19 protein-coding genes are annotated in these 22,869 nt (G+C 64.8%); 12 read left to right on the top strand and 7 right to left on the bottom strand.

Annotation, left to right across the window (positions count from 1 at the left end):
• Positions 1-58: 58 nt before the first annotated feature.
• A complete protein-coding gene (gene argH / locus Tchar_RS06075; RefSeq protein WP_144328175.1) occupies positions 59-1,519 on the bottom strand; it encodes an argininosuccinate lyase in 1,461 nt (486 codons plus the stop codon).
• A 206-nt stretch (positions 1,520-1,725) separates the two neighbouring features.
• Between argH and Tchar_RS06070 the strand changes: the two genes are divergently transcribed.
• The 5 genes from Tchar_RS06070 to Tchar_RS06050 all read left to right on the top strand — a co-directional run bounded on the left by Tchar_RS06070 (position 1,726) and on the right by Tchar_RS06050 (position 6,792).
• Positions 1,726-2,526 (top strand): LytR/AlgR family response regulator transcription factor, encoded by an 801-nt coding sequence (locus Tchar_RS06070; protein WP_144328174.1) that lies wholly within the window; start codon positions 1,726-1,728, stop codon positions 2,524-2,526.
• Between the two features lie 10 nt (positions 2,527-2,536).
• Positions 2,537-3,553, top strand: a complete 1,017-nt coding sequence (hemC, locus tag Tchar_RS06065; RefSeq protein WP_144328173.1) for a hydroxymethylbilane synthase — start codon at positions 2,537-2,539, stop codon at positions 3,551-3,553.
• Positions 3,550-4,338 (top strand): uroporphyrinogen-III synthase, encoded by a 789-nt coding sequence (locus Tchar_RS06060; RefSeq protein ID WP_144328172.1) that lies wholly within the window; start codon positions 3,550-3,552, stop codon positions 4,336-4,338. The genes hemC and Tchar_RS06060 overlap by 4 nt, the downstream gene beginning before the upstream one ends.
• 110 nt (positions 4,339-4,448) lie before the next feature.
• Positions 4,449-5,465, top strand: coding sequence for a uroporphyrinogen-III C-methyltransferase (locus Tchar_RS06055; RefSeq protein ID WP_236640296.1), 1,017 nt, complete (start codon positions 4,449-4,451; stop codon positions 5,463-5,465).
• A 52-nt stretch (positions 5,466-5,517) separates the two neighbouring features.
• Positions 5,518-6,792 (top strand): heme biosynthesis protein HemY, encoded by a 1,275-nt coding sequence (locus tag Tchar_RS06050; protein WP_144328171.1) that lies wholly within the window; start codon positions 5,518-5,520, stop codon positions 6,790-6,792.
• A gap of 21 nt (positions 6,793-6,813) precedes the next feature.
• Here the strand turns inward: Tchar_RS06050 and Tchar_RS06045 are convergent, their stop codons facing one another.
• Positions 6,814-7,425 (bottom strand): DUF2062 domain-containing protein, encoded by a 612-nt coding sequence (locus Tchar_RS06045; protein ID WP_144328170.1) that lies wholly within the window; start codon positions 7,423-7,425, stop codon positions 6,814-6,816.
• Between the two features lie 71 nt (positions 7,426-7,496).
• Here Tchar_RS06045 and Tchar_RS06040 point away from each other — a divergent pair, with 71 nt between their 5' ends.
• The 7 genes from Tchar_RS06040 to ntrC all read left to right on the top strand — a co-directional run bounded on the left by Tchar_RS06040 (position 7,497) and on the right by ntrC (position 15,426).
• Positions 7,497-8,261 carry a 16S rRNA pseudouridine(516) synthase gene (locus tag Tchar_RS06040; protein WP_144328169.1) on the top strand — a complete coding sequence of 255 codons (765 nt, stop codon included), beginning with the start codon at positions 7,497-7,499 and terminating at the stop codon, positions 8,259-8,261.
• A 5-nt stretch (positions 8,262-8,266) separates the two neighbouring features.
• Complete coding sequence (locus tag Tchar_RS06035) at positions 8,267-9,250, top strand: EI24 domain-containing protein (protein WP_144328168.1); 984 nt, start codon at positions 8,267-8,269, stop codon at positions 9,248-9,250.
• A 182-nt stretch (positions 9,251-9,432) separates the two neighbouring features.
• Positions 9,433-10,251: a competence/damage-inducible protein A gene (locus Tchar_RS06030; RefSeq protein WP_144328200.1), complete on the top strand. Its 819-nt coding sequence runs from the start codon at positions 9,433-9,435 to the stop codon at positions 10,249-10,251.
• Between the two features lie 208 nt (positions 10,252-10,459).
• Entirely contained in the window at positions 10,460-11,875 is a 1,416-nt protein-coding gene (glnA, locus tag Tchar_RS06025; protein ID WP_144328167.1) for a type I glutamate--ammonia ligase, read from the top strand.
• A 416-nt stretch (positions 11,876-12,291) separates the two neighbouring features.
• Positions 12,292-12,669, top strand: a complete 378-nt coding sequence (locus tag Tchar_RS06020; RefSeq protein WP_144328166.1) for a hypothetical protein — start codon at positions 12,292-12,294, stop codon at positions 12,667-12,669.
• Complete coding sequence (gene glnL, locus Tchar_RS06015) at positions 12,659-13,759, top strand: nitrogen regulation protein NR(II) (protein ID WP_144328165.1); 1,101 nt, start codon at positions 12,659-12,661, stop codon at positions 13,757-13,759. Before Tchar_RS06020 ends, glnL begins: the two co-directional genes overlap by 11 nt.
• Positions 13,760-13,797: 38 nt before the next feature.
• Positions 13,798-15,426: a nitrogen regulation protein NR(I) gene (gene ntrC / locus Tchar_RS06010; protein WP_144328164.1), complete on the top strand. Its 1,629-nt coding sequence runs from the start codon at positions 13,798-13,800 to the stop codon at positions 15,424-15,426.
• 115 nt (positions 15,427-15,541) lie between these two features.
• Here ntrC and xth read toward each other — a convergent pair whose 3' ends face one another.
• From xth to Tchar_RS05985, 5 genes are all read right to left on the bottom strand, one after another.
• Positions 15,542-16,393: an exodeoxyribonuclease III gene (xth, locus tag Tchar_RS06005; protein ID WP_144328163.1), complete on the bottom strand. Its 852-nt coding sequence runs from the start codon at positions 16,391-16,393 to the stop codon at positions 15,542-15,544.
• Complete coding sequence (locus tag Tchar_RS06000) at positions 16,393-16,776, bottom strand: type IV pilin protein (RefSeq protein WP_144328162.1); 384 nt, start codon at positions 16,774-16,776, stop codon at positions 16,393-16,395. Before Tchar_RS06000 ends, xth begins: the two co-directional genes overlap by 1 nt.
• 4 nt (positions 16,777-16,780) lie before the next feature.
• Positions 16,781-20,956, bottom strand: a complete 4,176-nt coding sequence (locus Tchar_RS05995; RefSeq protein WP_144328161.1) for a pilus assembly protein — start codon at positions 20,954-20,956, stop codon at positions 16,781-16,783.
• An 11-nt stretch (positions 20,957-20,967) separates the two neighbouring features.
• Complete coding sequence (locus Tchar_RS05990) at positions 20,968-21,495, bottom strand: pilus assembly PilX family protein (protein ID WP_201739313.1); 528 nt, start codon at positions 21,493-21,495, stop codon at positions 20,968-20,970.
• 71 nt (positions 21,496-21,566) lie between these two features.
• The gene (locus tag Tchar_RS05985) at positions 21,567-22,613 is read right to left on the bottom strand and encodes a PilW family protein (protein ID WP_144328159.1); all 1,047 of its coding nucleotides are present in this window, start codon (positions 22,611-22,613) and stop codon (positions 21,567-21,569) included.
• Positions 22,614-22,869: the final 256 nt, after the last annotated feature.

Genomic DNA, 22,869 nt, shown 5'->3' with positions numbered 1-22,869 from the left:
CCTTGCTGCGCGCCTAAGCGGCGTCTGAAGACGCGCCTACGCCCGCTGTCCGGCGTGCTTAGCCCGCCAGTCCCAGGCGCTGGCGGTGGCGCTGGAGCTGGCGCTGCACTTGCGCCGGGGCGGTGCCGCCTAAGGTGTTGCGCGCCTGCAAGCTGCCGCGCAGCGTCAGCGCTTCGAACACGTCCGGCCCGATGGCGGGGTGAAACTGTTGCAGCTCGACCAATGGCAGCTCAGCCAGGTCGCAGCCGCGCGCGCTGGCGCTGCGCACTGCTGCCGCTACCGTTTCGTGCGCGTCGCGAAACGGCACGCCTTTTTTCACCAGATAGTCGGCCAAATCGGTGGCGGTGGCAAAGCCACGCCGGGCGGCGGCCTCCATCGCCTCGCGGTTGACGCCAAGGCCGCCGGACTTCTCGCCCGTGGCCGGGTCGCGCTCGCCGCCGATCATGTCGATGAAAATGCGCAGCGTGTCGCGCAGCGTATCGACGGTGTCGAACAGCGGCTCCTTGTCCTCCTGGTTGTCCTTGTTGTAGGCCAGGGGCTGTCCCTTCATCAGCATCAGCAGCGCCATCAGGTGCCCCACCACGCGCCCGGTTTTGCCGCGCGCCAGCTCCGGCACATCGGGGTTTTTCTTCTGCGGCATGATGGAGCTGCCGGTGGTGAAGCGGTCGGCAATGCGGATGAAGCCAAAGTTCTGGCTCATCCACAGGATCAGTTCTTCGCTCAGGCGGCTGATGTGCACCATGATGAGCGAGGCCGCCGCCATAAACTCGATCGCAAAGTCGCGGTCGCTGACCGCGTCCAGGCTGTTGAGGCACAGTTGGGGCGCACCGTGCTCGTCCACCATGCCCAGCGTGCGCGCCACGCGCTCGCGGTCCAGCGGGTAGGTGGTGCCGGCCAGCGCCGCGCTGCCCAGCGGCAGCCGGTTGGTGCGCCGGCGCACGTCGCGCAGGCGTTCTTCGTCGCGTGCGAACATCTCCACGTAGGCCAGCAGGTGATGCGCAAAACTCACCGGCTGCGCCACCTGCAGGTGGGTAAAGCCCGGCAGGATGGAATCCACGTGCTGCTCGGCCACTTCCAGCAGCGCGCGTTGCAGGTCGCGCAACAGCGCCAGCAGCCCGTCGATTTCATCGCGCAGCCACAGACGCACGTCGGTGGCCACCTGGTCGTTGCGGCTGCGGCCGGTGTGTAGCCGTTTGCCGGCGTCGCCCACCAACTGCGTCAGGCGCGCCTCGATGTTCAGGTGCACGTCCTCCAGCGCCAACTTCCACTCGAAGGTGCCAGATTCGATCTCGTGCGCGATCTGCTGCAGCCCGCGCTGGATGTCGGCCCAGTCCTGAGCGCTGATGATGCCTTGGGCGGCCAGCATTTCGGCGTGCGCCAGCGAACCCTGGATATCGGCCTTCCACAGCCGGCGGTCGAAAAAGACGCTGGCGGTGTAGCGCTGCACCAGCTCACTTATCGGTTCGGAAAACAGGGCGGACCAGGCTTGGGACTTGGCGTCGAGCTGGTTGGGCGACATGGTGCAGGGCGGTGTGATGAGACAAGCCAATGACACGACGGGCAGCGCTACCGAGAGGGGGTGGCGCGCCCGGATGCCGGCAGACGGCGAACGCGGGTAGACGAGCCGACGCCGGCGTCGTATAACATCGACCAAGCGGGATGCGGATAGGGCGATTCTAGCCGGCGGTCCGGTAGGGCGTCCCGACCAGGGCGGGGAGAGCAGCGATGGCCTTGCGCGTTTTGGTGGTCGATGACGAGGCACTGGCGCGGCAGCGCCTGCGCGACATGCTGGCGCAGCTGACGCCCGAAGTCGAGGTGGGCGAGGCGGCCGACGCGCGCAGCGCCTACGCCCGGCTGCTCAGCGAGGTCTGGGACGTGGTGTTGCTGGATGTGCAGATGCCGGGCATGGACGGCTTGGCGCTGGCGCAGTTGGTGCGTCAGCGCAACCCCGCGCCCGCGGTGGTGTTCGTGACGGCGCATGCCGAGCATGCACTGCACGCGTTCGAGCTCGACGCAGTCGATTATCTGACCAAGCCGGTGCGTCGGCAGCGTCTGCAGCAGGCGCTGGACAAGGCGCAGCGTTGGCGCCCAGCGTCGGCATCGGTCGGCGGTGCGGAGCGTGACGCGGGTGCAGCGCAGGCGCCAGCGGGCGCTGCGGCTGCCGCGCTCATCATTCACGAGCGTGGCCGCACCGAGCGCGTGCCCCTGGACGATGTGATTTATCTGAAGGCGGAGTGGAAGTACGTGACCGTGCGCACGGCCGCGCGTAGCTACATCTACGACGGCTCGCTGCACCAGTTCGAGCGCAGCCAGCCGCAGCGTTGGTTGCGCATTCACCGCAACGCATTGGTGGCGCGTGATCGGGTGCGCGCGCTCGAGCGTGTGCACGAGATGCCACAGGGCGCCGATGAGGCATTCGATGGCTGGGTGGTGCGGCTCGATGGGGTCGCGGAGCGGCTTCAGGTCTCGCGCCGCCAGTTGCCGCACGTGCGCGAGGCGCTGCTGGGGTCGCGGCTACCGTGCTAGCATCGCCGTCATGTCCGCCCCCGCATCCAGTGCGTGCGCCGAGCCAGCCGCCACCCGCCCTGCCCCGTTGCCCTTGATCATCGCCACCCGCGAAAGCCGCCTGGCCTTGTGGCAGGCTGAGCACGTGCGCGCACGGCTGCAGCAGCGCGGCCACCCGGTGCAGCTACTCGGCATGACCACGCGCGGCGATCAGATTCTCGATCGGGCGCTGTCTCAGGTCGGTGGCAAGGGCCTGTTCGTCAAAGAGCTGGAGGTGGCGCTGGAGCAGGGGCGCGCGGATTTGGCGGTGCACTCGCTCAAAGACGTGCCGATGGAGCTGCCCGCCGGCTTTGCACTGGCCTGTGTGCTGGAGCGGGAAGACCCGCGCGATGCCTGGGTGTCGGCCGTGGCCGGCGAGCCGGCCGCGTTGCCGACGGGCGCGGTGGTGGGCACCTCCAGCCTGCGCCGCATGGCGCAGCTGCGCGCCTGGCTGGATCGTCTCGGGCGCGACGACGTGCGCATCGAGCCACTGCGTGGCAACCTCGATACCCGGCTGCGCAAGCTCGACGAAGGGCAGTTTCACGCCATCGTGTTGGCCGCTGCCGGGCTGCGTCGGCTGGGGTTGGGCGAGCGCATTCGGCGGGTGTTCGAACCGCACGAGATGTTGCCTGCCGCTGGGCAGGGGGCACTGGGCATCGAAATCCGGGCCGAACGCACCGACGTCGCCCTGGCGCTGGCGCCGCTGGCGCACTGGGCTACCTGGGCGGCGGTGGCGGCCGAGCGCGCCGTCTCGCGCGCCTTGGGCGGCAGCTGCACCGTGCCGCTGGCAGCGCACGCCACCTGGGTCGGGCCCGCGCCCGGTGAGGCCGGGCAGCCGGCGGGCATGCGCGTGCAAGCCGTCTGGGCCGAGGCCGACGGGTCGGCAGCGCTGCTGCACGCCCAGGTCGAAGGCATGGTGGCCGATCTGGTTGCAGCCGAGCGGCTGGGTCAGCAAGCGGCGCACGCGCTCATCGCGCAAGGAGCGCGCGTGGCTCGACCAACCGTATGAAGGCAGCTGCGGCCGCCTCGCCAGCTCGGCCCACGGTGGTGGTGACGCGCCCTGCCGAGCAGGCCCAGAACTGGATCACCGAGCTGCAGGCCGCGGGTTGGCCGGTGTTGGCTTTGCCACTCATCGCCATCGAGTCCATCGCCGACGGCGCGCGCTGGCGCGCCGTCATTGGCGACGGCACGGGCTGGGACGCCCTGTGGTTTGCCAGTCCGGCCGCGGTGCAGGTGGTGCGCGCCGCCGGTGTACCGGCGCCGAGCGGCTGCCGCTGCTGGGCGCCGGGGGCCGGCACCGCTGATGCACTGCGCGACTGGGGGGTGGCAGCGCCGTACATCGACGCGCCGCCGCCGCAGGCACCACAGATGGACTCCGAGGCTTTGTGGGAGGTGGTGGCGCCCCGGCTGCGCTCGGGCATGCGGGTGCTGGCGGTGCGTGGACAGTCGGCCGATGGCCGCACCGGCCGTGACTGGCTGGCCCGGCGCTGTCAAGAGGCAGGTGTGCACGTGCATACCCTGGTGGTGTACCGGCGCGTGGCGCCGCCCTGGCAGGCCGCGCAGCGCACGCGCGCCCAGCAGGCGGCGCGCGATGGCTCCATTTGGCTGTTCAGCAGCAGCGAGGCGCTGGCGCATCTGCGCGCCCTGTTGCCTGCCGAGTGCTGGCAGGGCGCGCGGGCGCTAGCCACCCATGCGCGCATCGCACAGGCCGCACGCGCCGCTGGGTTTGGTACCGTCGTCGAGACCCGGCCCACCTTGGCCGATGTGCAGCAGGCTCTAGAATCGTTGCTGTGAATGACTCAGCCTCTTTGCCTGCGCCACAACCAGCGCCCGGCCCCGTTCCTTCGCCATCGCACCGCGCCGGTGGCGGGCCGGGGCGTTGGTGGGCAACCAGCGCGGTGCTGGTGGCATTGAGCGCGCTCGTTGGCGTGGGCCTACTGTGGCAACGTTTGTCGTTGACGCAGCAGGAGCTGGCGCGGCGCAGCGCCGAGTGGCAGGCCGACGTCGCCGCTGCGCGCGCGCTGGCTGAGCAGGCGCAAGCCAGCGCCAGTGAGCTGCAGGCACGCCTGGGGGTGGCCGAGCTGAAACTGTCCGAGGTGGTCCTGCAGCGCAGCCAGCTCGAGGAACTGATGCTGGCCGTGTCGCGTTCACGCGACGATGCGTTGGTGCAGGAGCTGGAGGCGACGCTGCGACTGGCCATTCAGCAAAGCCAGCTCACCGGCAGTGTTCAGCCCCTGGTCATCGCGTTGCAGGCCGCTCAGCAGCGCCTCGAACGCGCCGCGCAACCCCGCCTCAATCCGGTGCAGCGCGCCATCGCACGCGATTTGGCGCGTGTACAATCCGCGGCCGTGCTGGACGTGCCGGCCTTGATTGGCCGGCTCGACGAACTGGCGCGGCAGGTCGATGAATGGCCCTTGAAAGCCGATGCGTCCCCGCCGCGGACCGAACAGCCCAAAAAGAACGCGCTGCGCCCGGCCCGTGCGGCGCCCCCCACCTCCAGCCCGGCCAGCGAGGCGACCAGCGGATCACCGTGGCAGCGTGTGCACGACTGGGCGGAGCTGGCGTTACAACAGGGTTGGGAGCGTATCCAGGCCAGCCTGCGCGATTTGGTTCGCCTGCGCCGCATCGACTCGCCCGAGGCGGTGCTGCTGGCGCCCGAGCAGACGTATTTTCTGCGCGAACACGTTCGCCTGCTGTTGTTGAATGCGCGCTTAGGGGTGCTGGCGCGCCAATTCGACAGCGCGCGTGCGGACGTGCGCGCGGTACAGCGTCATCTGCAGCGTTATTTCGACACCGAGCAGCCGCGCGTGCAGGTTACCATGCAGACGCTGGAGGAGCTGTTGCGCGATCTGCGCCACGAGGGCTTGCCACGGCCCGACGAAACCTTGGCGGCCTTGGCTGCAGCGGCGGAGGGGCGCTGAAGATGAGGGCATCGGGGGTGCGGCGACCCGTCGGCGGGCAGGGAGGGTGAGCGTGAAAGCCATCGTCGGCTGGCTGTTCTGGGTGGCGTTGGCGGTGATGGCAGCGCTGCTGATGGGAGACAACCCGGCCACCGTCACGCTGTTTTGGCCACCCTGGCGGCTCGATGTCTCCTTCAACCTGGTGTTGATCTCGGTGGTGGCGCTGTTCGTGCTGGGTTACGCGGCCTGGCGCGGTGTGGCCGCTTTGCGTGCCTTGCCGGCGCGCGCCAGTCGCTGGCGCGCACGGCAGCACGAGCGGGCCACCGTCGGCTTGGTGCTGCAAGCTTGGGGGTATGGGTTGGGTGGGCGTTTCGTGCGCGCACAGACCGCCGCTCGCGAGGCGATCGCGCGGCTGCAGGCCGACGGCGCCGGCGATCTGCCCTATGCCGATACGCTGTGGGTGCTGGCGCATTTGATCGCCGCCGAGTCGGCCCAGCAGTTGGGCCAACGCGATTGGCGCGACACCTGGATCGCCGCTGCCACCGATGCGAAGCGCGCGCACACCGCGCCCGAGGCCCGTGAGGGCGCGCTGCTGCGGGCAGCCGAGTGGGCGCTGCAAGCCGGCGACGCCGAGCAGGCCGCGCGCTGGTTGGGCGAGCTGCCGCAGGGGGCAGCGCGGCGCATCCAAGCGGTGCGGCTGCGCCTGCGGCTGGCGCAGCTGCGTCGCGACCGCCGCGAGGCACTCGAACTGGCGCGTCTGCTGGCCAAGCATCGCGCGTTTTCCGAAGACGCGGCGGATACCGTCCTGCGTGGCATCTGGCTCGATGCCCTGCGCGAAGCGCGTGATGTGGCCGCGCTGGCCGCGGTCTGGCGCAGCCTACAGGGGGTCCAGCGGCGTGACGCTGCGCGGGCGCTGGCGTTGCTCGAACAGGCCCAGCGCTTGCTCGACGACGGAGCTCTGCCCGCCGACGGCCCGCTGCCCGAGGTGCTGGATGAGGCCATTCGGGTGGCCTGGGCGGGCTATGCGACGCTGTCACCGATGCAGCGCTGCCGTGCCGTGGCAGCGGTGGAGCCCTGGTTGTCGCGGCTCGACGCCCCGTGGCTGTCGCGGCTGGAGGAGGCACAGCAGCGCGACCCAGCGGATGCCGCCTTGCAGTATTTGGCGGCGCAGGCCTATCGTGCGCACGGCCTGTGGGGTAAAGCGCAGAGTCTGTTGCAACAAGCGGTGCGGGCGCTGCCCGACCGTGTCTTGCGGCGACGTGCGTGGTGTGCACTGGCGGAATTGGCCGAGCAGCGGGGGGACGAGAAGACGGCCTGCGCTGCCTGGCGCGAAGCGGCCCGTGTCTGATTCAGCCGCCGCAGCGTGGCTTCAGCGCGGCACCGGTGGGCGCCGGCTTCCATCCAGGCCACGCGCGCGGCGCCGGCGTCGCGCCAGTCGCACCTTCCCAATCCACACCGCATTGATCACGACATAGACGGCAATGCCACCTGCCGTGGCCACGATGGCCAGACCCACCACCAGCGGCTTGCCGACGCTGCCCAACCAGGTCCACAGATCGCGCCACCACGCCCACCAGGGACGGTCGTCGGCACCGTCGGTTACGGCTGGCCCCTGGGTGGCCGCCAGAATCACGGCCTCGGGGGTGCTGGCCTCGTCGTCGGTACCGTTGATCACCCAAGCACCCAATTTGTACGCCCCGTAGTAAACCGGCCCAAAGGTGACCGGATTGGTGACCAAGGTACTGGCCACCGCGGCAGGCAGATGGGCGCGCAGCAGCACCGCGGCCGTACCGGACAGCGGAATTTGCGCCACCGGAATCAGCAAGCCGAAAAACACGCCCAGCGCCACCCCGAGCGCCAAGCCCTTGCGGTTCAGATGCCACAGGCGTGGGTGATTTAAATGGGGGGCGAGCCAGCGCAGCCAGCGCATGCGGTACAGGCGCTCACGGCTGGGCAACAGGGACTGCACGCGTGCTTTCATCGTCGGGGTACGTTGCGTTTGCCTCGATTGTCGCTCAAGCGGCATGTCCGAGCCGGCTATGCTTGTTCACCATGCGATGGGAAGATGTACTCTACACCCAGGGGTTTGGCAGTCGGCGCCAGTGCCGCGCCCTGGTGCTGGCCGGCGCCGTGGCAGCGGGCGATCCGCCCCAGGCCGTCACCGATCCAGCGGCTCCCGTTGCGCTGGCGCCGGGGGACGTGTTCTGGGTGCACGGGCAGGGCTGGCCCTATCAACCCAAAGCCTATCTGATGCTGCACAAGCCGGCTGGCACCGAATGCTCGCAGCGTCCCTCGGCCTGGCCCAGCGTATATACGCTGCTGCCGGCGCCGCTGCGCCTGCGCCCCACGGGTGGTACGCCGGGTGTACAGGCGGTGGGGCGGCTGGATCAGGACACCACCGGATTGCTGTTGCTCACCGACGACGGGGCTTTGATTCACCGCCTGGCCTCGCCGCGCCATCATGTGCCCAAAGTCTACGAGGTGACCTGTGTACACCCGGTCGATGAAGCCCTGTGTGCGCGTTTGCGCGCCGGGGTGGTGCTGCGCGACGATCCGCAGGCCGTGCGGCCGGCTGCCGTGCAGCCCCTCGATGCGCACCGTTTGTGCTTGACGTTGACCGAAGGCCGTTACCACCAGGTCAAGCGCATGGTGGCCGCCGCGGGTAACCGGGTGCGGCAGCTGCATCGCAGCGCCTTCGGGCCCGTGCGGCTGCCGGATGACTTGCCGCCTGGGCAATGGCGCTGGTTGTACCCCGATGAAGTCGCGCGGCTGTGGGCAGCGGCCGGGCGCCACGACGCGTCAGCCGCGGTATGCTAGGCGCCATGCGTCTGCTCCTGGGTTCTTTTTGGCGTGCCGTCGCCTACTGCGTGCACCCGCGCGTCATTGGCCTGTCGCTGCTACCGCTGTTGCTGATGGTGGCGGGCGCCTTTGCGTTGGGCTATTTTTTCTGGGACCGGGCGGTGGACGCGGTGCTGGCGTGGCTGCAGAGTTGGGCGGCGGTGGAGTTCGCGCTGAGCTGGCTGGACAGCGTGGGTCTGGGGGCGTTGGGGGTGGTGGTCGCGCCCCTGCTGGTGCTGGCGCTGGCCACGCCGCTGATCGTCGTGTCGGCCTTGTTGCTGGTGGCGTTCTCGATGACGCCGGCACTGGTGGAGCTGGTGGCACTGCGCCGCTACCCCGACCTCGAGCGTCGCCGTGGCGGCGGTGTGTTGGGCAGCGTGCTGTGGTCGCTGTGGTCGGCCCTGCTGGCGCTGCTGCTGCTGGCGCTGTCGGTGCCGCTGTGGCTCATTCCGCCGTTGGCGCTGGTCTTGCCGCCGCTGATCTGGGGCTGGCTGACCTATCGCGTGTTCGCTTATGACGTGCTCGCGTCGCATGCCTCGGCTGACGAGCGGCGCGCCTTGTTGCAGCAACACCGCCTGCCGCTACTCGCCATGGGGGTGTTGGTGGGCTTGTTGGGTGCCGCGCCCAGTGTGGTGTGGGTCTCGGGAGCCATGTTCATTGCCTTGGCGCCGCTGCTGGTGCCGCTGGCCATCTGGATTTATGCTCTCATCTTTGCGTTTGCCGCGCTGTGGTTTGCGCACTATCTGCTCACGGCACTGCAGCACTTGCGGGCGGGCGAGGCCGGTGGTGATGCCGCAGGAGCCGGGCCTGCGGCGACCGGCGTGGCCCACGTCGCGGGCAAGCTGGCGCGCCCCGCTGCCAGCGACATCGTGGATGTCGAGGCGCGCCCAGGGCCAGCCGCCGCGCCGGCGTCGGCAGCGGCTGCGCCCTCGGCGTTGCCGCCGGCAAACGGGTCAGCGGCGCCATGATGGGGATGCGCCATGCACGTGTGGCGGCAGGCGACGCGGCTGGCCAGGGCTGGACACGCTTGCCGCCGAAACGCAGGCGGGCAGCAAACCCGGCCGCCGTGGTGTGATGCCAGCTTTTTTTTTCGTGACGATCACCTCGATTGATGAACCATTTCGCCTCATCTTCCGCCGCGCACGCTCCCATGGCGGTGCGCTTTGGCCTCATCATTGTCGGCGACGAAATCCTGTCCGGTAAACGGCAAGACAAACACCTGGCGCGGGTGATCGAGCTGCTCGGCGCGCGCGGGCTGCGCTTGAGTTGGGCGCGTTACGTCGGCGACGATCGGTCCGCCCTCATCGACGTGCTGCGCCAAGCGTTCGCCAGTGCCGACGTGGTGTTTTCCACCGGCGGGATCGGCGCCACGCCGGACGACCACACGCGCCAAGCCGCGGCCGCAGCGCTGGGCGTGCCCTTGGTGCTGCATCCGCAAGCGCGCGCCCTCATCGAGGAGCGCATGCGCGAAATCGCGGCCGAACAGGGTGTACCCTACGACCCCGAACGTCCGGAGAACCGGCAACGGCTGCAGATGGGCGTTTTTCCGCAAGGCGCGCGCCTCATTCCCAATCCGTACAACCGCATCCCTGGCTTTAGCTGCGACGGCCCGGGTGGCGGCACGATTCACTTCGTACCCGGCTTTCCGGTCATGGCTTGGCCCATGATCGAGTGGGTGTTGGACACCCACTACCGTGTCCTGTTCGGTCAGGGGCGCCACAGCGAACGCTCCGTCATCGTCTTCGGCGCCATCGAAGCGGTGCTGACGCCCTTGATGGAACGCATCGAGGCCGAGTATCCGGATGTGCGCGTCTTTAGCCTGCCCAGTGTCGATCATCCCGAACACGGCCGCCACGTCGAATTGGGTGTCAAGGGGCCGGTTGCCGCCGTGCCGCCGGCGTATGACGCGCTGTTGGCGGGTCTGCGTGCCATGGGGCTGCCGCTGGGCCCCGAGTTGGTGCGCGAATAGATGTTTGCACCAACAATGGTCATAATGCACAAAAAAAGTGCGTCGCCGCGATGTCATGTGCCGATGGATAATCGGTGCTGCGGCCAGCCGGGGCAGCCCTGGGCGGCGCCCCAGCGAACGTGTTGTATCTGGCACGGATTCTGCTTCACAAGAGCCGCTTCGCAAGCTGCTCAAGGCATTGTTCGACCCAACCCTCAGGAGTACACCGATGGCCAAGTCCGTCGCCGACGTGATGAACATGATCAAGGAAAACGACGTCAAGTTCGTCGATTTCCGCTTCACCGACACCCGTGGCAAAGAACAACACGTGACCGTGCCCGTTTCCGCCTTCAGCGAGGACAAGTTCACGTCGGGTCATGCGTTCGACGGTTCGTCCATTGCGGGTTGGAAGGGGATCGAGGCGTCGGACATGCTGCTCATGCCCGACCCCAACACCGCCAACCTCGACCCGTTCTTCGAAGAGACCACGCTGTTTTTGCAATGCGACGTCATCGAGCCCAGCGACGGCAAGGCCTACGACCGCGACCCGCGCTCCATCGCCAAGCGCGCCGAGGCCTACCTGAAGGCGTCTGGCCTGGGTGATACCGCCTACTTCGGCCCCGAGCCCGAGTTCTTCCTGTTCGACGGCGTGCGCTGGAGCACCAACCCGGGCAACTGCTTCTACGAAATCGAGGAATACGAAGCGCCCTGGAACACCGGCACCAAATTCGAAAACGGCAACCGCGGCCACCGTCCGCGCACCAAGGGCGGCTACTTCCCCGTGCCGCCGGTGGACAGCACACACGACATGCGCGCCGAGATGGTGTTGATCCTGGAGTCGCTGGGCATTCCGGTGGAAGTGTTCCACCACGAAGTGGCGGGTGCCGGCCAGTGCGAAATCGGCACCAAGTTCAGCACCCTGGTGGAGCGTGCCGACTGGACGCAGACGCTGAAATACGTGATCTGGAACGTGGCCAACAGCTACGGCAAGACGGCCACCTTCATGCCCAAGCCCTACCACGGCGACAACGGCAGCGGCATGCACGTGCACCAGTCGGTGTGGAAGGACGGCAAAAACCTGTTCGCCGGTGACGGCTACGCGGGCTTGAGCGACTTCGCGCTGTACTACATCGGCGGCATCATCAAGCACGCCCGTGCGCTCAACGCCATCACCAACCCCACCACCAACAGCTACAAGCGCCTGGTGCCGCACTTCGAAGCGCCGGTGAAGCTGGCCTACTCGGCGAAAAACCGCTCTGCCTCCATCCGCATCCCCTACGTGGCCAACCCGAAGGCGCGTCGGGTCGAGGCGCGCTTTCCCGATCCGATGGCCAACCCCTACCTGTGCTTTGCTGCGCTGCTGATGGCGGGCCTGGACGGCGTCGAGAACAAAATCCACCCGGGCGAAGCGGCGACCAAGGACCTGTACCACCTGCCGCCGGAGGAAGACAAGCTGGTGCCTACCGTCTGCCACAGCCTGGATCAGGCGCTGGAGTACCTGGACAAGGACCGTGCCTTCCTGACCAAGGGCGGCGTGTTTACCGATTCCATGCTCGACGCCTACATCGAGCTGAAGATGCAAGAAGTCACGCGCGCTCGCGTCGAAGTCACGCCGACCGAGTACGACATGTACTTCAGCCTGTGACGCGGGCAAGCCGCCGGGACTCGGCAGGCACCCGTCTCACACCAGGGCGGCCTCGTGCCGCCCTTTTCGTCTTTGGTTTACGGCGCGCAGGGCTTCGTTGTCCTGCCGAGCGCGGGCGTGCGGCGCCGTCGCGGTAGCGCTTTCGGCGTTCCGGTCCGTTTTGCCGGATACTCTACGCGTTGCATCAAGGCAGGATTGGCATGGTGTCGCACGACCGAATCGACGCGCAGCACAGACGGGGGACAGGGGGCATGTGGGGCTGGTTTACCACCAGCCTGCTTGGTGTGTTGTGCCTGACCCTTGCCCCAGCCGCCGCGGCACAGGGTGGTGCCATCTGGCGCTGTGGTAACGAGTACACCAACCAACCCGGACCCAACCCTGCCGCGCGAGGCTGCCGCGAGGTCCAGGGGGGGAACGTGACCATCGTCGAGGGTACGCGTCCCGGCGGTGGCCAAAGTGGCGACAAGCCAGCCAACGCGCCCGTGCCTGCGCGCGCGGTTGCCAGCGGCGCGCGGGCACCCAGCGAGCGTGTCGAGCCAGAGCAGCAGCGCCAGCGTGATGCCGAAGCGCGCCGCATCCTGGAGCAGGAATTACGCCGTGCCGAGGAGCGGCTGCAGCGCGCGCGCGCCGACTACGCCGACGGCCGACCACCGCCGCTGGCTACCGAAAACGCCGACACCGCGGCCTACCAAGCGCGCGTGCAGGAGCTGCGCGCCCGGGTCGAGCGGGCCGAGGCCGATGTGGCCGCCATCCGCCGCGAGATGGGACGACTGGGTGGCGCCGATGGGCGCTGACCGCCGCACGCTGGCCGCCGACGGGCCGCCGACTGACGACGCGTTGCTGGCGGCGCTCGATCTGTTGGCGACGCTGGTGGCAGTGGTGGACCCGCACGGCGTCATACGCTATGCCAACCACGCGCTGGAAGATGCAGTGGGCCTGTCGCGCCGCAATTTGCGCGGCGTGGCGCTGACCGACTGGCTGACACAACCCGCGTTGTTGCAAAATGCACTGCAAGGCATGCGCGGCCACGAGTATGCCGTCATCCGCTACGACACCCACCTCAAACGCCTGTTGCGCGAGCCTCTGCCCGTGCATCTGGTGCTGGCGGCCACCGAGTCACCGCAGCAGCGCATCGTCGAGATGCTGCCGCTGGAGCAGCAAACGCGCCAGGAGCGCGAGCAGCGCTTGCTCGAACAGGCTCGGGCGAACAAAGAGCTGATTCGCAATCTGGCGCACGAGATCAAAAACCCGCTGGGCGGCATACGGGGTGCTGCGCAGCTGCTGCAAATGGAGCTGGCCGGGCGAGACGATCTGGTCGAATACACGGCGGTCATCGTGCACGAGGCCGACCGGCTGCAGTCGCTGGTGGACCGGCTGCTGGCGCCCCATCGGCGTGCCCCGGTCATGGCCGACGTCAACATCCACGAGGTGTGCGAGCGCGTGCGCGCCATCATCCTGGCCGAGTTCCCGCGTGGCCTCAGCGTCGTGCGTGACTACGACACCTCGATTCCCGAGTTGCGCGGCGACCGCGAGCTGCTCATCCAGGCGCTGCTCAACCTGGTGCACAACGCCGCGCATGCGCTCAAAGACCGTATCGCGGCAGGGGACGCCCGCATCACCCTGCGCACGCGCGTGCAGCGGCAAGTGACCTTTGGCAAGCAGCGTTTTCGGCTGGCATTGGAATTGCATGTCATCGATAACGGGCCGGGCGTGCCGGACGAGATCAAAGACCGCATCTTCTACCCGCTGGTGTCGGGGCGCGATGGTGGCTCTGGGCTGGGGCTGACCTTGGCGCAGACCTTCATCCAGCAGCACAACGGTCTGATCGAGTGCGACAGCCGACCGGGCCACACCGATTTCAAGATCCTCATACCGCTGCCGTAGCATCGGCCGCGGGGGCAGACCGCAAGCGAGTGCCGCGCATGAAACCGATCTGGATTGCCGATGACGACCCCTCCATCCGTTTCGTGCTGGAGAAGGCGCTGGCGCGGGAGGCGCTGCCGACGCGCAGTTTCGACAGCCCCAAGGCCGTGCTGGACGCTCTGGCCGACGGCGCAGACGAAGGCCCGCAGGTGCTCGTCAGCGATATCCGCATGCCGGGTGGATCGGGGTTGGAGCTGCTCGAGAGGGTCAAGCGTCAGTATCCTGCCCTGCCGGTCATCATCATGACGGCATACTCCGACCTGGACAGCGCGGTGGCCGCTTTTCAAGGTGGGGCGTTCGAATATCTGCCCAAGCCGTTCGACTTGCCCAAAGCCGTCGAGCTCATTCGCCGTGCGGCGCAGGAAAGCCTGCGCGAGGAAGCCGCTGCCGAGGACGTGTTGGGCAGTGCCCCCGAGATGCTCGGGCAGGCCCCGGCGATGCAAGACGTCTTTCGTGCCATCGGGCGGCTCAGCCACAGTCACGTCACGGTGCTGATCACGGGCGAGTCTGGCGCCGGCAAAGAGTTGGTGGCGCGCGCGCTGCACAAACACTCCCCCCGTGCCAAAGGGCCATTCATCGCCATCAACACCGCCGCCATACCGAAAGACCTGCTGGAGTCCGAGCTGTTTGGGCACGAGCGCGGGGCCTTCACGGGAGCACAGACCCTGCGTCGCGGCCGTTTTGAGCAAGCCGAAGGCGGCACGCTGTTTCTGGACGAAATCGGCGACATGCCGCTGGAGCTGCAAACGCGGCTGCTGCGCGTGCTCTCGGACGGCCACTACTACCGCGTGGGCGGGCATACACCGCTCAAAGCGAACGTCCGCGTCATCGCTGCCACCCACCAAGATCTGGAGCGGCGCGTCAAGGAAGGCGCCTTTCGCGAAGACCTCTATCACCGCCTCAACGTCATTCGCCTGCGCCTGCCTGCGCTGCGCCAGCGGCGCGAGGACATCCCCCTGCTGGCGCGCTTCTTTTTGCAGCAAAGTGCGCGCCAGCTCGAAGTCGAGCCCAAGCGCTTGTCGGATGACGCGCTGGCGGCGTTGATGGCCTACGACTTCCCCGGCAATGTCCGACAGCTGGAAAACCTGTGTCACTGGTTGACGGTGATGGCGCCCGCGCAGGTCGTGCAGGTGAAAGATCTGCCGCCAGAAGTGCTGGCGAGCATCTCCACCACAGCAAACGCCGAGGCTGGTTCAGTCGCCGTATCCACGGCAGCCGGGGGCGAATGGTCTGAAGCCCCGTCGCCCGCGGCGGCAGCCGCCGGTCCCCTGGAGCGCGCACAGGCCATGCTGAGCGGTTATGCTGCAGCGACTATGCCTCGGGACACGCAGCGCCCCACCGGCCGGGACGTCGCGGGCGGTAGCCCCGTACCGGCTGTCGCAGAAACCGGGGTGACTGCCGCCGGCGACTGGGAAGCCGCCCTGCAGGCCGAAGCAACGCGCTTGCTGATGGCCGGGCGTGACGACGTCTGGGATACCGTTGTGCGGCGTGTCGAGACACGGCTCATCGAGGCGGCATTGCACGTCACCCGCGGGCGCCGTGTCGAAGCCGCGCAACGTCTGGGCATCGGCCGCAACACCATCACACGCAAGATGCAGGAGCTGGGCATGGACGCGCCCGATCCGTGACGGGTTTCAGAAGTGCGAATGGCGCCACCAGGTTCGCGCCATCCGGACTGGGCCTCCGCGCGGGCACCGATGCCCGCCACGGTTGACGCCCGAGCGTTGAGCGCGCGCCAAGTCTTCACGCCAGCGCCGGGTCGGCCGCCCCGTGATCGCGCTTGGCCGCGGCATCGGGCGCGGCGTGGTCATCCAGCGTCAAGACCACCGGCGCATGGTCACTGGGTTGCTTCCATTTACGGGGGGCACGGTCGATGTGACAGGCCCGCGCCAGCGGCTTCAAAGCGTCGCTGATCCAGATATGGTCGATGCGCAGACCTTGGTTTTTGGGAAACGCCAACTGGCGATAGTCCCACCACGTAAAGCTGCGTGGCGGCTGGGGAAACAGGCGAAATGCATCGTGCAGCCCCAGCTCGGCCAGCGCCTGCAGCGCCGCACGCTCGGCGCCGGTGCAGTGAATCGTTTCCCGCAGCCCCTCCGGATCCCAGACGTCCGCGTCGTCCACGGTGATGTTGAAGTCGCCCATCAGCACCAAGCGCGGGTGGCGGGCCAGCTCCAGCGCCAGCCAGTCGCGCAAGGCCTGCAGCCAGCGCAGCTTATAGGCAAATTTGTCGCTACCCGGCGCCTGTCCATTGGGAAAATAGGCGCTGATCACGCGCAGCGGCTCGGCGCCCGTCGCCGGTAGCACGGTGGCTGCGATCACGCGCGCCTGCCCATCGTCGAAGCCCGGGATATTGCGCTGGACTTGAGCGATCGCGCCGGGTAAGCGCACCAGCAGGGCCACGCCGTTATACGTCTTCTGGCCAAACCAGGCGGCGGTATAGCCGGCCCGCGCCAACGCGTCGGCCGGAAACTTGTCGTCCGTGAGCTTGAGCTCCTGCAGCGCCAACACGTCCACCGGGTGCGCGGCCAGCCAATCGAGCACCTGCGGCAGCCGCACGGACAGCGAATTGACGTTCCAAGTGGCGAGGTGCATCACCAGCACCCCGATGCCGCGGCGGTACGTACGCCGGCTTGATTGATCGCCAACGTGCCACAGCCGTCGGGCACTTGCGACCCAATCGGCACCGCCTGAATCGTGTACGTCGTCGCAGTGGGGCCACTACCGAAAGAAAATGTATAGCGACTCGACAAATCGTTGCGACAGGCCAATGCTGGCAACGCAGCACCGCTATAGGTCATATTCGCACCATAGTACCGCTCCATCCATGTAGACAACTCCGTCAGGCAGGACTGTGCCGCTGTGCGGTGACTTTTGAGCACGTATCGTTGATAGCTAGGATAAGCAATTGCAGTCAATATACCGACGATCGCGACTACGATCATCACCTCGATCAATGTGAAACCGCGTGTGTTCATCGTCTCATTCCCTCACGATTTCTCGCCATGAAATGCGTCCCGTGCTACGCTGACCGAAATTAACCCTGATATTTGTGGTGTCGGCGTCGCTGCCACCACTAAGGATCCGATTGCCAAGAAGGACGGGGTCTGTGGGCATGCTGGCGGTACCAATCGCACCGATGTAATGACTGCCAACTTTGTCATCGGCGAAATTGTCGTTATCATTAGCATCGAAAATTCCAAAACCAATACGCCCGCCTGTGAATGGATCGATGGCATTGATGAAGCCAGTTCCACCGGGTAGGCAAACATCCGTCGACGGAATGATCGACGTTGCGACCAGCGTGGGACGGATGAGAGGTAGCACCATGGCGCCGTAAATGAATCGCTCCCGTGGACGGGTCGTAAAATCCAAGAACCAGCCGCTTTTACCGACCATATCCAATGGCGTCACTCCGCTAAAAATCCGAACGTCTGTGCCGCCAAATGTGGTCTCACTAACGATTGTTCGACTCACCAGAACCGTTCGATTAAGAATCGGAACGCCGTTGTCGATGAGTCCATATAACGTTTGAGTTTGTGGGTCGGCAGGATCGGTTGACCGAAAATAGCTGCCGGTACCGAAAAAGACGAACCGCTTGCCGTAATTGGGATCACCGTATACATTATTGATAACGGATACGATGGGCGCAGTGATCGGCTGGGTGTTACCGCCGCTATCCTTTGCGACAAAAAAAGGCTGTGGCGTAGTCCCTAACTTGAATGCGAAATCCCACGAAGAAGGGTTACTTGAGCCGATATCGATCTTCCAGACATTTCCTTTGAGATCGCCGACGTAAAGAAGATCGGCATCACCATCGCCATCGGTGTCGACGGCGCTGGGGCTGCCCATACCGTTGTCACCGCCAACCAATGTGTCGAATTTCCTCAATATTGCGCCGTCACTGACGCGAATCACATACAAAACCGCCTTGCCCGATGTCGAATTATATCCGTTACCGACGATGACAGCGACCTCGCCGTTATTGAGTTTGGTCAATACGGGTTTGCCAAGCATATAACCAAGATCCGGGTCAGATCCGTCGAGTCGCTCCCAGGTATGGTATGGATTGAACGCGTTCGGATTGGTGACGTTGAGGGCAAACAGCCCTTTGCCACCGCGTCCCAATGTGGCGACCAATATATTCGAACCGGGCGTCAAGGTATGATTGGTTACGACGATCTCGCCATCGACGAAATACTCGTGCGTATAAGTCGGTGACGCGAGATTTCGAAGTCTGTGCAACAGCGTGCTGGGAATGTACGCAAATATCTCGACCCCTGTATTTGCGTTGAATGCGTGCAGCATTCCGTCATTACTGCCGACATAGACCGTTTGCGTATCACCGACATAAACCGGAGATGAGTGAACGATGTCGCCGATAACGTTGGCGATCGGGCGGTTCCGGTAGATACCGCCGTTCTGTATCTCCTGAGCGCGCACGCCGCGCAGATAATCGATGATCTGTGGTGAGCCGAAGTGGCTTCGATCCGCAGGCGTTAGATTGCCCCATAGCAGTTCGACTGGCGTGCCGGCAGAGTTGCGGGTGTAGATTTTCCGCGCTGCGGGCGCCGGCATGGCGGAAGCAGCACTCCACGCAGGGGTAGTGCCCGGCCCAGATGGCGTCATGGGATAGGCGCGCACGTCCCCGCTCCAGTATTGGGACTCGAACTGCGCGGTATAGATGCGAGTGCCGGCCGTGATCGAAGTCGAGTTGGCAGTAACCCGCGTCAGGCTCGCGGTTCGCGCGACAATGCTCTCGAGCGTCCGCCGAAGCTGATCGCGCAACTTGGCGGGGTTCTGCACGAGAAAGTAGGTGTCGGGCACGCCGTCACCGTTCTCATCCCACTCGACGCTGAGATCGGGAATACCGTTTCCGTTTCGATCCTCGAAGCCGCCCCACTTCGCCGCGTACCACAGCGGATCAGGCAACAGTGTGGCTGCCGGCGTCGAGGTGTTCGCGGTGAATGTTCGCGTCGCCGTCGCGAAGCTTGGTGAGCCGCCCAGATAGGGAAGAAGATCGCATTCGGGCTTGCCCGATGAGGGATCGCAATGACCGGGGAGTTTCCCGGGAGGCGTGTTTAAAAAGTAGGGCACCGTATCGGCCTCGTCTTGTACTTCAAGGTAGATACCGTCGGCCGTCGTACCGGTGATGACGTAGCCAATGCGGTGCTGTATTCCGCCGGCTTGATATACGGGGGTGACCTTCACCGTTACCGTGTTATCAGAATTCAAGTGAACGGCGTAGATGGCAATGGCATCCATATCGTGGTCAGCGCCTTGCTCGACATCCTCGAAGTTGATGACGAACTCTGCGTAATAACGACCTCCGTTGACACTCGGGTCGGCGTCCGCCGGGCCAGAATTCGCAATACGGTTGACGTAGAAATCGACGATCTGGTTGGTCGGCTGATATTGGCCTTTGGCAGGGTTGATCCCACCACCGCCTACGGATTTGGCAAATGGAACCAACGTGATCTTGCGGCCACCGGGTATCGGGACTTCGATACGCGGCAGCGGAGACGCCAGGGCAACCGAGAAAGTCATTGCGCTTTGTTTACCAGGCAGAGACGGCCGCAGGTCGGTGCGATGCGCGTAGCGCGCGACGCCGGCGGCGTAATAGCTACCTTGCTTGGTCGGCTCTTCCGGCGCGAGCCCGCGAATATTGCCCAGACCGGGCACGACTTCTTTGGGCGTGGGCGCCGAGTCATACAAGGCGCCTGCCTGGCCGATGAAGCGCCGTCCGACTACGCCCTCGGCAGCACCGATCGCATTGGTTTCGGCGGCTGCGTTGAAGCCGGGTAAATCGCCCGGGATCCCAGGGCCAAAATTGCTATCGACGCCGGGCAATTGATCGGAGTCGTAGGAGATGTTGACGTCGGAAAAAACCATCAGATTGGCGCGCGAGCAATACGGTCGCCCGCTATACGGATCGTCCCATGCGACCGTGCCCAGTCCGACCTCTGTATCGATTGCGGTACTTCCCATGAATGCCAAAGTCGGTGTACCCTTGCCAGCCAGGTAGCGTACTGCCTCGTACATGGCTTCACCGATCGGGTTGCCCCAGTCGGGAAATTCACCCGGCAGCGGCGGGCGGGTGGTTATCCAACCGCTGCGGTAATAGCTGGCTGTCACCCCGTTGTTGAAGTCGCGGATACGCAGGTTGTTGAATGTCCGAACGATTGCGGCTGCAGCGGTAAACTGTCCGGTCGTCGGATTGACTTCGTTGGTAAAAGACGAAATGACCTTGCGTAAGCGCCCGCCTGCGACGCTTTGATCATAGCTACCGGTCAGCAGGCCGAACAACATGGACTCGGACTCTCCGTACTCGTGCAGCAGGCCGGTCGGCTTATAGGTACCATTGGGGTAGCGCTTACAACCGTTGTTGAATGTCGCGGTGCACACCTGAACCCGCACGACATAGTCGGTGAGTGTGCCACCATGGGTGTTGTCAAGCACCGGTCTCTCTTTCGATGCCCACTCCCAAACGCGCTTGGTCGAATTTTGGACCACCGCTAAGATCGGGGGTAATGCATCGCTGCAAGAATTCAAGGATGCGCAGTTAGTACTCGCATTGCGCGTTAGGTTGCCAAAAAAGTGGCGGCGTCCCGCGCTTGGAGAAGCAAGCGGAGTATATTCGGCGATATTGTACCCGTCAATAGCTGGAGATGTGTATTCTTTAGCCCAAGAGTGGGCGTCTTGCGGTATATACGCGCGCCGTAAGACGGTTTCGGTTGGGCTATCGACTTCACGCATGCCGCCGTAGAGAATTTTGCGGAGTGCGTCGATGCGGGACGTCGTGATGTAATTTAACCAGTTGCCTGACCATTGCCCGCTACACTTGCGCAGAGGACCGCTCGCAGCACTTGCAGGTTCGAATCTTTGGGCGGCAGGCCTATACACATAGCAGACGTTGGAATCGAATAAACCCACGTATTCGATGGTGGGCTTGAAACGGGTATCAATTACACCATCGCCGTCGATGTCACCGGCGTCATTGTAAGCTTCATAAAATAAACGGTGATCTCGGCCGGCGACGAGCAGCGTCAGCGGTTTGACCGCAGTTGCGGCGGCAATTGGTGGGACATTTGGAATGACAGCGCCATGGCAGAAGGATGCGGCGCAGACGCTCATCAACGCGACGATGAACGGCTTCATGATGAAGATCCTCACTCACTGGCGTAGACGGATTGTAAGATGACGACACTGCGATCGGCACTCGGGATGCTGCGCGCGGTTATCCGATAGCGCTTGCAATTTCTCGGATCGGACGGGCCGCCGTCACTGCACGGGAAATTGAGTCCGATAAATTCGACAAAGTACTGCGGCGTACCGATGACGCCCCCAAGCGGCGTTGCGTTGACCCAGCCGGTGAAGGCAGAGTCCAGCCAGCGCGGTGGGCAATCGGGATCGGGAGGTTCGCACAAGCCGGCTGCACACGGAGTCGGTGTGCAACCGTTGCCACCGGTGACTGTAGACAGTCCTTGTGCTGGAAAGCCAATATTGACGGGGCTGGCCATGGCCTGTGCAGAAGCCACCGTCTCACCGAAGCGCAGGGCTGTTTCCGCGGCTGCAAACGCCAAACTGCGATCTTGTGTGGCGTTGGCGGCTTTTTGCTCGATGGTGGCGGTACGCAAGGTGGCGGCGCCGACGATGGTCATCGCAGCGAGCATGACGAGTGCGACGATCAGCGCCATTCCACGCTCGGAAGCGGTATGCGAACATTGCCGGGAGTGCCGAGTGCTGCGTTTGACCTGGTCATTGGGTATCATGGCAAATACTCGCGTGCACGGATACTGAACAAGGCAAACGATTGGCGCTGTATCGCGTTGCCACTGGCGTCAACCCTTTCGGCGCTCTGCAGGGTCAGCGCTACGCGTACGCCGACAACGCGGTTCCAATCGGTTATGGCCGCTGCCGGGCGAAACTGGTTGTCGAGATTCGGAGGATTCGCGCCGTCGGACGTCAGATAGCTCAATTGCATGTTATGAATTCCAGGTAACATTTCTTCTGCTATGACATTGCCCTGGTTCATACGTAGCCGGTATAGGGATCGACCGTTTCGGTTGTTGTGTCCGATATACCATAATTCGGCATCGAGGCGGGTGATTTGGGCGCCAGCAGGAAATTGTTTTGGTGGGCCACCGCTGGTGCCACCGCAAGACTCGTTTAGCCGATCGGTACAATTGCCTGGCGGCCCGCCGCCGGCCGCGTGGGTAATGGTCGTTGCGGTGGGCACGCCGTTGATTTGAAAAAGTGTCGCCTGCATGCCATCGCAAATCGCCACGACGTCGCCTACTTGCAGTCTATGTGAACTATTAGTCGTCAGAATTGGTGGAGAGCCGGATGGATTGTGGCCGATGACGATTGCGGGTTCCTGTTGTGCAGCGCCGAGTACGTACAGGGCGTCTGTGCCGTTGACGCGATCGGTCGGGTTGGTTCCAAAGGCGCGCGGTGCGGCGTCGCTACCGCTGTAGCCGCGTATGCGGCTACCAGCCCAATTGCTCCACCATTGCGTGGTTGAATTATTGAGTACGTTATATACCGGCACGCGACCACACACAATGCCCTCCGTTGCCCGTACGCTACGACCCAGCAATTCAAAAGCCACACGGGCGTCGTCTTGCATGCGCGCTAGATTTTCCGTTATACGGTAAGTTTCCTTGTTGGCGATGAATAGACTGAACACCGCGCCCGAAACGACCAGCCCGATGGTCAGCGCGACCATGAGCTCTATCAGCGAAAACCCAGTATCGCACTTCCTGGTATTGCGCCAGGAGGAAGTGATACGTGACCCGGAGTTGAAGTGGCTCATAGGGGTGACCGCAACTCGACCATCGTATTTGAAGTGCCATCGGTTCCGCGACTGTCGTCCCAATATACACGAACGCGGCAGTCGGTCGACGAACACGTTATTTCGTCGCCCCTGAAATATTCATAACATCATGATTTTTCTTGTGTTATTGTCTGTTTGCGAGTACAATTTCCCCCAGATTTGATGGTCTGATGCGCCGTTTTCTGGGAGTTTTTCGATGTTTGCCTGCCCCGCCACCGAGGACTTCTTCCGCTTG

Origin of the sequence: Tepidimonas charontis (assembly GCF_007556685.1) — a bacterium.
Lineage (GTDB): Bacteria > Pseudomonadota > Gammaproteobacteria > Burkholderiales > Burkholderiaceae_C > Tepidimonas > Tepidimonas charontis.
This window is presented reverse-complemented; position numbering and strand designations above follow the sequence as displayed.